This window comes from Nonomuraea sp. NPDC049750, assembly GCF_040659625.1.
Classification (GTDB): Bacteria; Actinomycetota; Actinomycetes; order Streptosporangiales; family Streptosporangiaceae; genus Nonomuraea.
On the sequence record NZ_JBFANB010000006.1, the window covers coordinates 321929 to 335128 of the forward strand.

The following is a 13200-nucleotide window of genomic DNA, read 5'->3' on the forward strand; positions in this document are numbered from 1 at the left end:
CTCGGCGTCCCCGATCAGTCCGAGTGGCTGTCCTTGGTCACCGCGCCGTCGGTCGCGTCCACCGTCATGTCCTGCTTGGACCCGTTCGGCGGAACCACGTCCACCTCCCAGACGATCTTGTCCCGGTGGCTGTCCAGGTTGATCTCGGTGATGCGGCCCCCCGGCACGGCCGCCAGGACCTTGGCCGCCGCCTGCGCGTAGTCGAGCTTGGCGGCCTTGACGCGGTCGAGGTATCGGGCCTTGTCGCCGGCGTTCTCGTCGTCCTCCGCCCGTGGGCCGCTGACGACCTTGGTGGTGCCGGATTCGACGTCCATCTGGTGTTCGACGCCCTTGTCGTCGACGACCTGTACCTCCCAGAGGCCGCCGTTCTCCTCGGTCTCCATCGAGACGAGCGTCGAGCCGGGCACGGCCTTCATCGCGGCCTGCCCCACCTCCTCCAGCTTCTTCATTGAGCGCTTCTGCGAATCGGCTTGTGCGCCGTACTTGGGCGTCTCGGTGGCGGCGATGTACGGCGTGGGAGGAGCGCCGAACGGCTCGGTCATTTGACGGGCGTCGCCCCCGCAGGCGGTCGCCGTAAGCAGCGCCGCGCCGGCCAGAGCGCCCCCGATGATCGTTTTAGTCATATGGCGACACTTATCATTTCCGCAGGTCGAACGGTGTGAACGACATGACCGACGCCGCGCCGCGGACTTGGCTGTTTGGTCCGCAGTATCCGATAGTGGACGCCATGGCTCCTTCCTTGATCGTCGCCGTCGTGGGCGACTTCGACCCGACATTCCCTACGCACGCGGCCACGAACGACGCGCTACGTCACGCCGCGGCCGAGCTGGGGATCGAGATCGAGATCCAGTGGCAGGCGACCGAGCCGCTGGAACGGGATCTGTCGGCCGTACGCGCCGCCGACGCCTTGCTGTGCGCGCCCGGCAGCCCGTACCGCAGCCTGACCGGGGCCGTGGCCGCCCTGCGTCACGGCCGCGAGCGGGGCGTCTCGACGCTGGGCACCTGCGGCGGCTTCCAGCACATGGTGATCGAGTACGCCCGCCACGTGCTCGGGTTCGAGGACGCCCAGCACGGCGAGTACGACCCGTACGCCTCGGAGCTGTTCGTCTCCGCGCTGACCTGCTCGCTCGCCGGCAAGACCATGCCCGTCAGCCTCGTGGCGGGCTCACAAGCGGCCGAGTTGTACGGCCTCACGGAGGTCGAGGAGCAGTACTACTGCAACTTCGGCCTGGAGCCCGGCCATCGGCGAACCCTGCACGACGGAGGGTTCCGGGTGACGGGCGTCGATGGGGAGCAGGAGGCGCGGGTGCTGGAGCTCCCGGGACATCCCTTCTACGTGGCGACCCTGTTCGTGCCCCAGGCCCGATCGACGCCGGAGCAGCCGCATCCGCTGCTCAGCGGGCTGCTGCGGGCGGCTCTTCGGAACAGGGGCTGAGGCAGGACCTACCCGACCGTGTGATGTGCGAGCGCGTGCGGTCCGACCAGCATGGAGGAGATCGCGGGCCCGTACCCGGAGGGAAGGAACCGTCAGATGACCGAGGAGCGACCCGAGCTGCCGCGCGAGGAATGGCGCCAGTTCTTCGACAACCTGTCAAGGCAGTACGAGGGCTCGGACGTGACCGTCGAGGTGCTGAGCCGGACGTTCGGCGATCTCATGCAGGCCGAGAAGCTCCCGCTCGCCTATCTCGAGTACGACGACAAGGACGACATCTTCACCGTGGCGATAGGCGGGCGGGACGGGCGGTATCCGGTGGTGCTCGCTCACCTCATCCAGCGGCCGCAGACGATATTCGCCGATACCGTATTCGCCGATACCGGCGCGCCCGACATGCCCCGGGCCTTCGACATCGTGGACGCGGAAGGCACGCAGACGATCATCATGCTCCACGATCCCGCGGTGTGGAGCGGCGCGCCGACCCTGCGACCTCAGACCCGTCGCCCCGCCGACCCTGTGACCTCAGACCCGGCGCGCCCGGCGGGTCCACCCTGACCGCCCTGGTCAGCGGCCTGATGCCGACGTCCGGCGGGTCGCTTCGGCGGCGACGCGCCGCATGATTGCGGCGATGGCGGCGGGGTGCGTGAGGTGCGGGTGGTGGCCGGCGCCGGGGATGGTCGTGACGGTGGCCGGTCCTGGGTCGGCGATCAGCGGATCCAGCTGCCCGGCAGCGAGGCGGACCGGGACCGAGACCGTCTCGCTGAGCAGGGCTTGGAGAGCGGCGCGTTCGGCGGGCTGGTTCGCGTCCCTGAGCAGGCGGGCCGTACGGCGGGCGACGCCGGGCCGGTGCAACTGGGCGGCGGCGCTCGCCACGGCCCGGCGGGCTTCGTCCGAGGAAGTGCCGTCGCCGAGGAGCGAGGTCGCGAGACGGTCGGCGGAGATTCTCTTGAGGAGCTGCGTGGCGAGCGCCGGTGTGCGGAGCGGTCTCGGGGCCGCCTCCTGGAGGAAATAGGGGGAGACGAGGACCAGGGCGCTGAGGCGATCGGGATGGGCGGCGGCGTAGCGGAGCGCCGGGGCGGCCGCCGCGGAGTGGGCGACGATCACGGGCCGGGTTCGTACGGGCGCCAGCAGATCGGTGAGCCAGGCCGGCGGGGTGGCCGAGGTGGGGGCCGAGCGGCCGAGTCCCGGCAGGTCGGCGACGAGGGCGGCTGCTCCGTCGAGTTCACCGAGCACGCCCTGCCAGGACTCGCCGTCGAGGGGGAGTCCGTGCAGGAGTACGAAGCCGGGCGAGGTCCTGTCCCCGGCGACATAGGTACGGGATCCGCCGACGTCATGGAAGCCGCCGGGAAGCACGGCCGGAGCCGTCCCGAACCGGTCCGCCACCAGCCGATCGGCCCAGCGGCGCAGCGCGGTCTCGACGGGCGGCTGCCGGAGCCCGGCGGCCGCGGCGACCCGCTCGGCTGAGGCGGTGTCGTAACGGTCCTCGGTGAGGAAGGCCAGGGTCTCGGGGTTGGCTCCGGTCAGCGCGGCCGGGAGGCGGCGGATCAGGGACACGGGCACGAGTGTTCTCGGCGCGCGTACGCCCAGGTGGGCCGCGAGCAGGCGCACCAGTTCGGGCAGGCTCGGGGTGTTCTCGTCGAGCACCCAGTGCAGGCCGCCGGGCTTCGGGTCGTGCTCGGGGATCGCGGCCATGAACGACGTGAAATGATCCACGGTCTCCACGGGTACGAACGTACGGGCGGTTCCCGGCAGCGCCGGAAGGCGGCCGTTCCACAGGTCGCGGACGACTTCGGCCAGGCCGATGTACTGCCCGGCCTCGCCCGTGGTCGAGTGGCCGATCACGGTGCTCGGGTTCACCACGGTCAGCGGGACCCCCAACTGCTCCGCGACGACCCGTACGGCGGCGTCCGCCTCGGTCTTGGAGCCCTCATAGGCCCCTTGGCCTCGGTACAGCTCCGTCAGCTCGGCCTCCGAGAGGGGATACCGCTCTCGCGGGCCCAGCCCGACCCGGTAGCCCGACACGTGGATCAGCCTGCGCAGGCCGGGCCGCGTCGCCGCCCAGCGCAGCACGTTGAGGGCGCCCTCGACGTTGACCGTCCTGGCCTCCTCGCGCCCCAGCCCGAACCGGTAGATGGCGGCGGCGTTGACGACATCCCGTACTCCGGCCAGCCGCTCGTCGTCCGCCGCACTCAGCCCCAGACCCGGACCGCCCGTGAGATCACCGGCCACGACCGTGAACCGCTCAGCGTCCGCGCCATGACCCTGCAGCCAGGCCCGCAGCTCGCCCCCGCCACCCGCGCCCGTGCGGTCCCGAGCCGCTGGAGCGTCCGCGTTCGTGCGACCCTGAGCCGCTGGGGCGTCCGCACCCGTACGGCCCTGAGTCGGGTTGCGGATGACGGCCGCGACCGTGCGGCCCTGTTCCAGCAGCCGCAGCACCATCCACCTGCCGATGAAGCCGGTCGCCCCGAACACCACGACGTCCGGCGCGCTCCGCGAAGTCTCGTCCATCTGATTCGCCTCTCTAGACCGATCTACATATTCCGGGGACAACAAAAACGCCCGACCCCCAGCGAAAAGGATCAGGCGGTGCCGAGCAGCTTGGCGATGCGTCGGCTGGTCTGCTCGATGGGAGTCCGGCTACGACCGGCACGGGCCAGCACGAGCGCGCCCTCGATCAGGGCGAGCACCGTCGCCGCGAGCTCATCCGCCTCGGCCGCGTCATGACCGTCGGCCCGGAGGGCATCGGCCAGCGCCCGCTGCCAGCCCGCGTAGATGTCCCCGCAGATCGGCTGCAGGACGTCGTTGGTCGCGGCGACCTCCAGGGCCACGGTCGCCACCGGGCATCCCTTGGCGTAGTCGGCGGCCACCATCCTGTCGGCCAGCGCCGCCATCAGCGCCCTGACAAGATCGCGGGAAGTGGGCGCCGTCGAGGCCAGCTCGACCACGATGCCGTCGACCTCGCGCCCGGCGGCGACGAGGGCCTCGCTGACCAGCTGGTCCTTGCCGCCGGGGAAGTGGTGATAGAGCGACCCCCGAGGTGCTCCCGCCACCGCGAGCACCTCGTTGAGCCCGGTGCCGTGGTAGCCCTTCGCCTCCACCAGCGTCCGAGCCGCCTCGATCAGCCGCGCCCGCGTCTCATCACCCTTGACCGCCACGCCCCCGAGAATAGACCGATCTGCATAATTCGCAAATCATCCCCTGCCGACAATGGTCTTCACGATGTCGCGCGGCGGGTCGGCCAGCCCACGTGCCACGGCCTGGGACAGCGGTACGGTCTGCGTGGGCAGCCGATCGACCCGGATCTGCCCGCCGTGCAGCAGGGCGACCGCGGCCAGTAGATCGGTGTCCCACCGGTGGGAGGCCGACCCCACGATCCGCTTCTCGCCCAGCACCACGTCCAGGGTGGGAAAGGCGGCCGGCTCCGGCGACACGCCGAGCAGGACCACGCTCCCGCCGCGCCGGCACAGCGACAGCGCGCTCTCCACCGCGGCCGCCGGCCCCGCGCTCTCCACCACCGCGTCGGCGCCGCGCCCATCGGTCAGCTCGCGTACGGCTTCGAGGGCGGCGTCCGGCGCCACGCCGACCAGTCCGAACGACCGGGCCAGCGCGCGGCGGCCCGGATCCGGGTCGACCGCGACGACCGTCGCCGCGCCCCGGCACCTGGCCACCTCGGCGACCAGCAGGCCGACGGCCCCGGCGCCGACGATCGCGACCACGGCCCCGGACACGTCGCCGGCCTTGTCCAGTGCGCGGACGGCGACCGCCGCCGGCTCGGCGAAGACGGCGACGGCGGCGGGCAGGCCATCGGGCAGCGGGACACAGCGCGCGGCCGGTGCCACCAGGTATTCGGCCAGGCCGCCGTCGTCCTGCAACCCGAGCGCCGCGCCACGCTCGCACAGCGGGTAGTCGCCGCGGGCGCACCACCAGCAGTGGCCGCAGCCCAGCACGACGTCCGGCACGACCGCGGTGCCGGGGGCGAGGCGCACGCCGGGGCCGGCCTCCGCCACCACGCCGACGACCTCGTGCCCCAGGGTGAGCGGCGCGGTCCGGCCGGTCAGCGGGTGCGGTTCGACCGGCACCACGACCGGCCCGAACCGGTACTCCTCGATGTCGCTGCCGCACAGGCCGCACAGCGTGACCGCGATCAGGACCTGGCCGGGACCCGGCGCGGGTACCTCGGTCTCGACCAGCCGCACGTCGCCGCGCCCGTACCAGCGCAGCGCCGCCATCCGGCCCCTGCTCACGGCCGGATCCCCGACCACGCTCACGGCCGGGTCCCGGACAGGCGGGTGGTGACGTCGGCGCGTTCGGTGAGGCCGGGGACGAGCTCCACCCCCAGCCCCGGTCGTCCCTCCAGGCTCACCCAGCCATCCTCCACCAGCGGCAGGCCGGTCGCCAGCTCCTGGTACCAGGTGTGCTGGAAGGCCCGCACGCTCTCCTGGATCAGCGTGTTGGGCTGGCTCAGGGCGAGGTGGACGCACGCCGCGAAGGAGATCGGGCCGGTGCAGTCGTGCGGCGCGAAGGGGATGTCGTACGAGTCGGCCAGCGCGGCGATCTTGCGAGCCTCCGTGAGCCCGCCCGACCAGCCCATGTCGATGATCGCGACCCGGATCGCCGACCGCTCCAGCAGCGCGCGGAAGGACCGCTGCCCGGTCAGCGTCTCGCCGGTGGCCAGCGGCGCGGACGTCGACGCCTGCAGCGTCGCGTAGGAGCCGTGGCTGTCGGACCGCAACGGATCCTCCACCCACAACGGGGCGAACCGCTCCAGCTCGCGCACCAGCCCGACGGCCGCGTACAGGCTCCACAGCCCGTGCAACTCGACCATGACCTCCATCTCGGGCACGGCGTTCTTGATCTCGTCGAGCACCCGCAGGCCGGCGCGCAGGTCCGCCCGGTCCAGCCGCATGCCGCCGGTACGCTCGGCCGCCTGGTCGAAGGGCCACACCTTCATGGCGCGGAAACCCTCCTCCCACAGGGACTTGGCCAGCTCAGCCGGCCGCTCCAGGAAGCCCCGCAGATCGTCGTACGCCGACGCCGCCGCCAGCCCCCAGTTGGACACGGCTTGGCGTGGCTCGTTCTTGATGTAAGAGGAGCCGGCGCAGGTGTTGTAGACCGGGAGGCGGTCGTGGAAAGGCCCGCCGAGCAGGGTGGACACCGGCTGCCCCGTGGTCTTGCCCAGCAGGTCCCACACGGCGAGGTCGACCGCGCCGTTGCCGCGCGTCTCCACGCCGCTGCCCTGGAAGCCGACATGGCCGGTGAGCAGCCGGCGCAGCCGCTCCGGGCCGGGCACCGGCGCGCCGACGAGGAGCGGTGCGACGGTCTCGTGCAGGTAGGCCTCGACCGACTCGGCCCCGAAGAACGACTCGCCGAGGCCGGCGTGCCCGTCGTCGGTGTGCAGCCGCACCAGCAGCACGTTGGGCTGAATCGAACAGCGGATGGTCTCCAGTCCGCTCACGACGGCTCGGGTACTCATGATTCCAGGACCGTATCTGGTAAGACCAGTAATTCGCAAGAAACACATCACCCTTGACAGTGGCGCCACTGCCAGCAAAGCTCTAGCAATCTGGTAAGACCACAGTCCGGACGGATGTTGAGAACTATGACGTTGACCGGCAGACCTCTGGCGATCACCATGTGGGACTTCTCCTGGCTCGAACGGCGCTGGGACGGCGCCGGGTATGAAGACTGGGACCGCGCGCTGGACGAGCTCGTCGAGCGCGGCTACGACGCGGTGCGCATCGACGCCTTCCCTCACCTGGTGGCGGCCGATCCGGGGCGGACCTGGCGCCTGCTGCCCGTCTGGCACTTCGAGCAGTGGGGCGCGAGCGAGCCGGTGTCCGTACGAGTGCTGCCCGAGCTGCTGGAGTTCATCCAGGCGTGCGCGAGCAGGGGCCTGCGGGTGGCGCTGTCCTCCTGGTTCCGCCGGGACGAGCTCGACACCCGATCCCGGATCCGGACCGCCGCCGACCTGGCCGCCGTCTGGGACGTCACGCTGACGGCCATCGAGGAAGCCGGTCTCGCGGACGCGATCTACTTCGTCGACCTGGTGAACGAGTGGCCGCTGGCGATGTGGGCGCCGTTCCTGTACGGCAACGACGCGGACGCCGCCGCGCTGTCCCGAGCGGACGAGCGAGTACGAAGCTGGACGCGCGAGGCGATCGCCACCCTGCGCGCCAAGCATCCGCGCCACCGCTACACGCTGTCCATCGCCACCGAGACCACCGGCGCCGACGGTGAGGACCTCACCGAGCTGGACCTGCTCGAACCACACGTGTGGATGACGCCGCAGGCCACCGGCTTCTACGACGAGATCGGCTACGACCTGGAGCACTCTCAGTTCGACCCGCGCGCCTACGAGCCGCTGTCCGGCCCGGCCGAACGCCTGTACCGGGCCGAGCCGGAGCGGTGGGCCGGCGGCCTCACCGATCACATCCAGCGCGTCGCCGAGTGGTCGCGGTCGGCCGGCAAGCCGCTGGTGACGACCGAGTGCTGGGCCATCGTCAATTACAAGGACGGGCCGGGCCGGGACTGGGGCTGGATCAAGGAGCTGTGCGAGGTCGGGGTACGCGCCGCGCTGGCCACCGGCCGCTGGGAAGCACTGTCGACCAGCAACTTCTGCGGGCCGCAGTTCGCCGGTATGTGGCGTGACGTGGCCTGGCACCGCGGCATGACCGACGCCATACACGCGGGGGCAACCGAATTCACCGCCGTTCCCTGAGCGGCCTTCTCCCTGAGTGGCCTTCTCCCTGAGCGGCCCCTTCCCTGAGCGGCCTCACCCCCCAACGGCTCGTGTCCTGAGAGGAACGAACACATGAGTGCCATCCCCCGTCGAGACCTCCTGCGCGGCGCCGCCCTGCTCACGCTCGGTGGCGCGGCCAGCCAGCTCACCCTGACCGGGTGCGGGTCGTCCGAGCCGCAGGCCGGCTCCAGCAAGACCGGGCCACAGGGCCAGGTCGTCGTCTGGATGCACGAGGAGCCCGCCAACACCAAGTACTTCAACGCCAAGATCGCCGAGTACCAGAAGCAGTTCCCGAAGGTGTCGATCAAGCCGCTGTACGTCCCGATCGCCAACCTCGACACCAAGCTCTCCACGGCGTTCACCACGGGCGCGCCGCCCGACCTGATCAAGGTCGGCGCCTGGACCCTCGCCGAGCGGGCCTCGAAGCAGCAGCTCGCGCCGTTGCCGTCGGCGGAGTTCGGCGCCGCGTCCATCGACGCGCTCAAGGGCAGGTTCGAGACCAACGCCTTCGCCGCGCTGACCTACGAGCAGCAGGTCTACGGCACGCCGATCGACTTCAACTCGGTCCACCTGTGGTACCGGCGCGACCGCTTCGAGAAGGCCGGGCTCGACCCCGACAAGCCCCCCACCACCTGGGAGGAGGTCGCCGAGTTCAGTAAGAAGCTCACCAACGCCGACGCCTCCCAGGTCGGGCTCCAGTGGCAGCTCGCCGACAACATCTGGGCGATGCTGAACTTCATCCCGCTGATCCGCGGACTGGGCGGGCAGATCATCGACGAGAGTTCCCGGCGCGGCATGCTGAGCACGCCGGAGGGCATCAAGGCGCTCGAATACTACGGCAGCCTCGGCAACCCGAAGCTGAGCGACCCGGTCGGCGCGTTCGGTCTGTTCGCCAAGGGCACCTCGGCCATGCTGATGTCCGGCCGGTTCACCTCGAGCCTCATCCCGGCCATCAACCCCAACGCCAAGCTCGGCCAGACCTTCGACAGCGCCCTCGTGCCCAGCTGGGAGGGGAAGGAGAAGGTGGCCGCCGGCTACTCGTGGGGATGGTTTGTCGCCAAAAAGGCGAAAAATCCGTACACAGCGTGGCATTTCATTAACTGGTTGCTCAACGGGGACAACGTCAACCAGCAGCTGGCCGCCACCGGCCTGGTCACGCCGACGGCCGGCTGGCAGAAGCTGCCCGCCGCGAGTGACAAGGCCAGCCAGCAGCTGGAGCAGCAGATCCCGTACACCGACTTCGGCCCGGTGCTCCCGCAGTGGACCGAGACGATCAAGGCGCTGCTCGACGCGCTCGAATCGGTGATCCACAAGCAGGCGCCCGCCCAGCAGGCCGCGACCGCCTTCGACACCGCGGTGGGACGGATCCTCAAGTGACAGATCCTCAAGTGATCGGCAGCAAGGCCCGCACCATGGGCGCGGTCGAGGCCCGCGCCGGCGCGGGCCTCGCCGCCCCGGCGATCGTGTACTTCGTGCTGTTCTGGGCGCTGCCCGCGCTCGCCGCCCTGTACCTGAGCTTCACCTCGTACGACCTCTCCGGCACCCCGCAGTGGGTCGGGCTCGACAACTACCGCGAGATGGTGACGAGCGACGAGTTCTGGAGCAGCGTGTGGGTGACGCTGCTGTACACGGTCTTCGCGGTCGGCCCGACGATCGTGATCGCGCTGGTCGTGGCCGTGCCGCTGGCCAAACCCGGCAGGTTCCGGGCCTGGCTGCGCGGGCTGGTCTTCATCCCGGCGGTGATGCCGCTGGTCGGCGCCACCGTACTGTGGCAGGTGATCTACTCGACCGGCGGCCTGGCCGACGCGCTCGCCGGCGCGGCCGGGGTCGGCCCCCGTCCCTGGCTCACCGACTCCGACTACGCCATCTGGGCGCTGCTCGTGATGGTCATCTGGAAGTACGTGGGCCTGTACGTGATCATCTTCGTGGCCGGGCTGCAGGCCCTGCCGGTCAACGTCTTCGAGGCAGCGGCCATCGACGGCGCCCGCACGCTGCGTACCTTCTTCCTGGTCACCGTGCCGCTGCTGCGCCGGACCTTCACCTTCGTGATCGTCGTGGCGGTCACCGGGGCCATGCAGTCCTTCGTGCCCGCCTACCTGCTCACCAAGGGCGGCCCGGTCAACGCCACCCAGGTGCTGCCCCTGTACCTCTACAACAACGCGTTCTCCTTCTCCCGCTTCGGCTACGCCTCCGCGATCGCGATCGTCCTGCTGGTCGTGCTGCTGGTGTTCGCGTTCACCCAGTTCACGTTGGTCAGGAGTGACGAGGAATGAGCGGACGAATGAGAATCGGCCGGTCGCTCACCGTGGTGGCCCTGATCGGCTTCGTGGCGCTGATGCTGCTCCCGCTCTACTCCATGATCGTGCTCGCGTCAGCGCCGGACGACACCGACCTGTCCGGGCTGCGGTTCACCGGTTTCGCGCTGTTCGACAACATCGGCGAGATCATGTCCGACGGCCGGTTCCCGCGCTACCTGATGAACAGCGTCCTGATCGCGTCGGCCGTCTCCGTGCTCGACGTGGCGATCTCGGCCGCCGCCGGGTACGCGCTGGCCCGGCTGCGCTTCCCCGGCCGGGCCGCCCTGCTCAACCTGGTGGTCGTCGCGCTGTCCCTGACCCCGGCGGTCGTCATGATCCCGGTGTTCGTCATGCTCAGCGAGATCGGCTGGCTCAACAGCTACCAGGGGCTGATCGCGCCGTTCGCCGCCAGCGCGCTGGGCGTCTTCCTGGTGCGGCAGTTCGCGCTGGGCATCCCCGTGCAGATGCTGCACGCCGCGCGGGTGGACGGCGCCAGTGAGCTGCGCATCTTCCTCCGCATCGCGGTACCGCTGCTGCGGCCGGCGCTGCTCACCGTGCTGCTGCTGCAGTTCCTCGCCCAGTGGGACAACCTGATCTGGCCCTTGATCGCGGCCAGCGAGCAGGACCTGTGGACGCTGCCGCTGGCGTTGTCGTCCTTCGAGGGGGAACACGGGATCGTCTACCACCTCCAGACCGCGGCGGCGCTCATCTCGATCCTGCCCCCGCTCGTCCTGTTCTCCTTCCTGCAGCGTTACTACGTCTCAGGTCTCACCCTCGGAGGGGTCAAACGATGACCGACGGCATCCGCGTCGAGCGGGTCACCAAGCGCTACGGCAACCAGGTGCTGTTCGCCGACATCGACCTGCACGTACGGGACGGGGAGTTCCTGGTGATCGTCGGCCCGTCCGGCTGCGGGAAGTCCACGCTCATGCGCATCGTCGCCGGCATCGAGCCGGTCAGCGCCGGCCGGGTCACGGTGGGCGGGCGGGATGTCACCCACGCCCACCCCGGCGACCGCGGGATCGGCATGGTCTTCCAGGACTACGCCCTCTACCCGCATCTGAGCGTCGAAGGCAACCTGGCGTTCGGGCTGCGCGCCCACCACGTGCCGAAGGAGGTCATCCGCCAGCGGGTGGCCGACACCGGCCAGGCCCTCGGGCTCACCGACCAGCTCAAGAAGAAGCCCGGACAGCTCTCCGGCGGCCAGCGGCAGCGGGTCGCGCTCGGCCGCGCCATGATCAGGGAACCGGCCGCCTACCTGATGGACGAGCCGCTGTCCAACCTGGACGCCGCGTTGCGGGTGCAGATGCGGGCCGAGCTGATCGAGTTCCACCGCCGCACCCGGGGCACTGTCCTGTACGTGACGCACGACCAGGTCGAGGCCATGACCATGGGAGATCGGGTCGCGGTACTCAACGAGGGCGAGTTCGCGCAGATCGGCACCCCGGCCGAGATCTACGAGAAGCCGGCCAGCGTGTTCGTCGCCACGTTCCTCGGCAGCCCCCGGATGAACCTGCTCGACGCCACCGTACGGGCGGCCGACACGCACGTGGAGCTGACCAGCGGTGAGCTGAGCTGGCGGCTGCCGCGCGAGGCGTTGCCCGCGGACCTGCCCGAGTCGGTGCAGATCGGTTTCCGGCCGGAGTCGGTCCGGTTGCCCGTCGACACCGGTACTCCCGCCTATGAGCTGGCGGCGACCGTGTCGTACCGGGAGAACCTCGGCAACGAGAGCATCTTCCACCTGCGCGACAGCACCGGACGGACCATCATCGCCCGGCTGCCGCCCCGCAGCGGGCCGCGCGACGGCGAACACGCGACCTTCCAGGTGCCGCTCGCCGATCTTCATCTCTTCGGCCCTGATGGGCGGGCGTGCTGGCACGGCACCGAACTCGCCGACGACGGCCAGCCGCTACCGTGGTCGGCATGACCGCTGGGCGGGGGAAAAAACCGTCGACGACGAACCTCGGCACACTCATCGCCGTACTCGAGAACCGGATCCTGACCGGACAATGGGCACCCGGTGCCCGGCTGCCGTCCGAACGCGATCTGGCGACCGAGTTCACCGTCAGCCGCCCCGTCATCCGGGAGACGCTGAAGGCCCTGCAGGAGCGCGGGCTGGTGGAGGTCTCGCCGCAGCGCGGCAGCTTCGTCCGCCAGTACACGGCCGAGAACCTGATGCGGCCGATGAACCTCGCGGCCCGCGCGGCGGGCGTCACAGCCCGGCAGCTCATGCGGGCCCGCGTCATGCTGGAGACCGAGGCCGCCGGCCTGGCCGCGACCAACGCCACCAAGCAGGACCGGACCGACCTGCTGCGCATCCACCAGCTGTTCGCCCAGCCGGGCAACGTACACGCCAGGGCACGCGTCGACCTCACCTTCCACGAGACCATCGCGCGGGCCTCCGGCAACCCGGTGATCCACATGATGTTCACCGCGATCCAGGACCTCACCTACGGCCTGATGCTGCGCAGCCTCAGCGACCGCGAGGTACGCGCCGCCGGCGAGCCGCTGCACACCGTGATCCTGGAGCACATCCTCGACCGCGATCCGGACGGGGCGCGCGAGGCGATGCGACGGCACCTCGACATCGCCGGGGACCTCTATGGGCCGGACATGGACACCAGCCTGGCCGAGGTCATCGAACACCAACTCGCGACACCCTCGGCCGAGCTTCTGGCCGACGACAACGTGCCGGCGGACTCCACACCTGCCTAGCGCGTCACCGTGGC

The 13200-nt window shown here is 70.5% G+C and carries 13 protein-coding genes; 8 read left to right on the forward strand and 5 right to left on the reverse strand.

Annotation, left to right across the window (positions count from 1 at the left end):
• Positions 1-14 precede the first annotated feature (14 nt).
• Entirely contained in the window at positions 15-623 is a 609-nt protein-coding gene (locus tag AB0J16_RS19540; RefSeq protein WP_358541004.1) for a PepSY domain-containing protein, read from the reverse strand.
• A gap of 104 nt (positions 624-727) precedes the next feature.
• Between AB0J16_RS19540 and AB0J16_RS19545 the strand changes: the two genes are divergently transcribed.
• Positions 728-1435, forward strand: a complete 708-nt coding sequence (locus AB0J16_RS19545; RefSeq protein WP_358541007.1) for a hypothetical protein — start codon at positions 728-730, stop codon at positions 1433-1435.
• Positions 1436-1531: 96 nt separating this feature from the next.
• Positions 1532-1990 (forward strand): DUF5335 family protein, encoded by a 459-nt coding sequence (locus AB0J16_RS19550; protein WP_358541009.1) that lies wholly within the window; start codon positions 1532-1534, stop codon positions 1988-1990.
• Positions 1991-1999: 9 nt separating this feature from the next.
• On the opposite strand, the gene AB0J16_RS19555 is transcribed toward AB0J16_RS19550, so the two are convergent.
• The 4 genes from AB0J16_RS19555 to AB0J16_RS19570 form a co-directional block, all read right to left on the reverse strand.
• Positions 2000-3943, reverse strand: a complete 1944-nt coding sequence (locus tag AB0J16_RS19555) for an alpha/beta fold hydrolase (RefSeq protein WP_358541012.1) — start codon at positions 3941-3943, stop codon at positions 2000-2002.
• 71 nt (positions 3944-4014) lie between these two features.
• Positions 4015-4590 (reverse strand): TetR/AcrR family transcriptional regulator, encoded by a 576-nt coding sequence (locus tag AB0J16_RS19560; protein ID WP_358541015.1) that lies wholly within the window; start codon positions 4588-4590, stop codon positions 4015-4017.
• A gap of 36 nt (positions 4591-4626) precedes the next feature.
• Complete coding sequence (locus tag AB0J16_RS19565; RefSeq protein ID WP_358541018.1) at positions 4627-5703, reverse strand: alcohol dehydrogenase catalytic domain-containing protein; 1077 nt, start codon at positions 5701-5703, stop codon at positions 4627-4629.
• Positions 5700-6908, reverse strand: a complete 1209-nt coding sequence (locus AB0J16_RS19570; RefSeq protein WP_358541021.1) for a mandelate racemase/muconate lactonizing enzyme family protein — start codon at positions 6906-6908, stop codon at positions 5700-5702. The genes AB0J16_RS19565 and AB0J16_RS19570 overlap by 4 nt, the downstream gene beginning before the upstream one ends.
• A gap of 132 nt (positions 6909-7040) precedes the next feature.
• Here AB0J16_RS19570 and AB0J16_RS19575 point away from each other — a divergent pair, with 132 nt between their 5' ends.
• The 6 genes from AB0J16_RS19575 (at position 7041) to AB0J16_RS19600 (ending at position 13186) form a co-directional block, all read left to right on the forward strand.
• Complete coding sequence (locus AB0J16_RS19575; RefSeq protein WP_358541023.1) at positions 7041-8153, forward strand: cellulase-like family protein; 1113 nt, start codon at positions 7041-7043, stop codon at positions 8151-8153.
• A gap of 93 nt (positions 8154-8246) precedes the next feature.
• Positions 8247-9551: an extracellular solute-binding protein gene (locus AB0J16_RS19580; RefSeq protein WP_358541026.1), complete on the forward strand. Its 1305-nt coding sequence runs from the start codon at positions 8247-8249 to the stop codon at positions 9549-9551.
• The gene (locus tag AB0J16_RS19585; RefSeq protein WP_358541029.1) at positions 9548-10447 is read left to right on the forward strand and encodes a sugar ABC transporter permease; all 900 of its coding nucleotides are present in this window, start codon (positions 9548-9550) and stop codon (positions 10445-10447) included. Before AB0J16_RS19580 ends, AB0J16_RS19585 begins: the two co-directional genes overlap by 4 nt.
• 8 nt (positions 10448-10455) lie before the next feature.
• Complete coding sequence (locus AB0J16_RS19590; RefSeq protein WP_358541031.1) at positions 10456-11265, forward strand: carbohydrate ABC transporter permease; 810 nt, start codon at positions 10456-10458, stop codon at positions 11263-11265.
• Positions 11262-12398 carry an ABC transporter ATP-binding protein gene (locus AB0J16_RS19595; protein WP_358541034.1) on the forward strand — a complete coding sequence of 379 codons (1137 nt, stop codon included), beginning with the start codon at positions 11262-11264 and terminating at the stop codon, positions 12396-12398. Before AB0J16_RS19590 ends, AB0J16_RS19595 begins: the two co-directional genes overlap by 4 nt.
• Positions 12395-13186, forward strand: a complete 792-nt coding sequence (locus AB0J16_RS19600) for a FadR/GntR family transcriptional regulator (RefSeq protein ID WP_358541037.1) — start codon at positions 12395-12397, stop codon at positions 13184-13186. Before AB0J16_RS19595 ends, AB0J16_RS19600 begins: the two co-directional genes overlap by 4 nt.
• Positions 13187-13200 lie beyond the last annotated feature (14 nt).

What these genes read in the sequence shown, in the direction of transcription:
- AB0J16_RS19570 (WP_358541021.1), bottom strand. Translation starts at nt 6,908, where the DNA reads ATGAGTACCCGAGCCGTCGTGAGCGGACTGGAGACCATCCGCTGTTCG.
- AB0J16_RS19550 (WP_358541009.1), top strand. Translation starts at nt 1,532, where the DNA reads ATGACCGAGGAGCGACCCGAGCTGCCGCGCGAGGAATGGCGCCAGTTC.
- AB0J16_RS19580 (WP_358541026.1), top strand. Translation starts at nt 8,247, where the DNA reads ATGAGTGCCATCCCCCGTCGAGACCTCCTGCGCGGCGCCGCCCTGCTC.
- AB0J16_RS19600 (WP_358541037.1), top strand. Translation starts at nt 12,395, where the DNA reads ATGACCGCTGGGCGGGGGAAAAAACCGTCGACGACGAACCTCGGCACA.
- AB0J16_RS19590 (WP_358541031.1), top strand. Translation starts at nt 10,456, where the DNA reads ATGAGAATCGGCCGGTCGCTCACCGTGGTGGCCCTGATCGGCTTCGTG.
- AB0J16_RS19545 (WP_358541007.1), top strand. Translation starts at nt 728, where the DNA reads ATGGCTCCTTCCTTGATCGTCGCCGTCGTGGGCGACTTCGACCCGACA.
- AB0J16_RS19595 (WP_358541034.1), top strand. Translation starts at nt 11,262, where the DNA reads ATGACCGACGGCATCCGCGTCGAGCGGGTCACCAAGCGCTACGGCAAC.
- AB0J16_RS19540 (WP_358541004.1), bottom strand. Translation starts at nt 623, where the DNA reads ATGACTAAAACGATCATCGGGGGCGCTCTGGCCGGCGCGGCGCTGCTT.
- AB0J16_RS19555 (WP_358541012.1), bottom strand. Translation starts at nt 3,943, where the DNA reads ATGGACGAGACTTCGCGGAGCGCGCCGGACGTCGTGGTGTTCGGGGCG.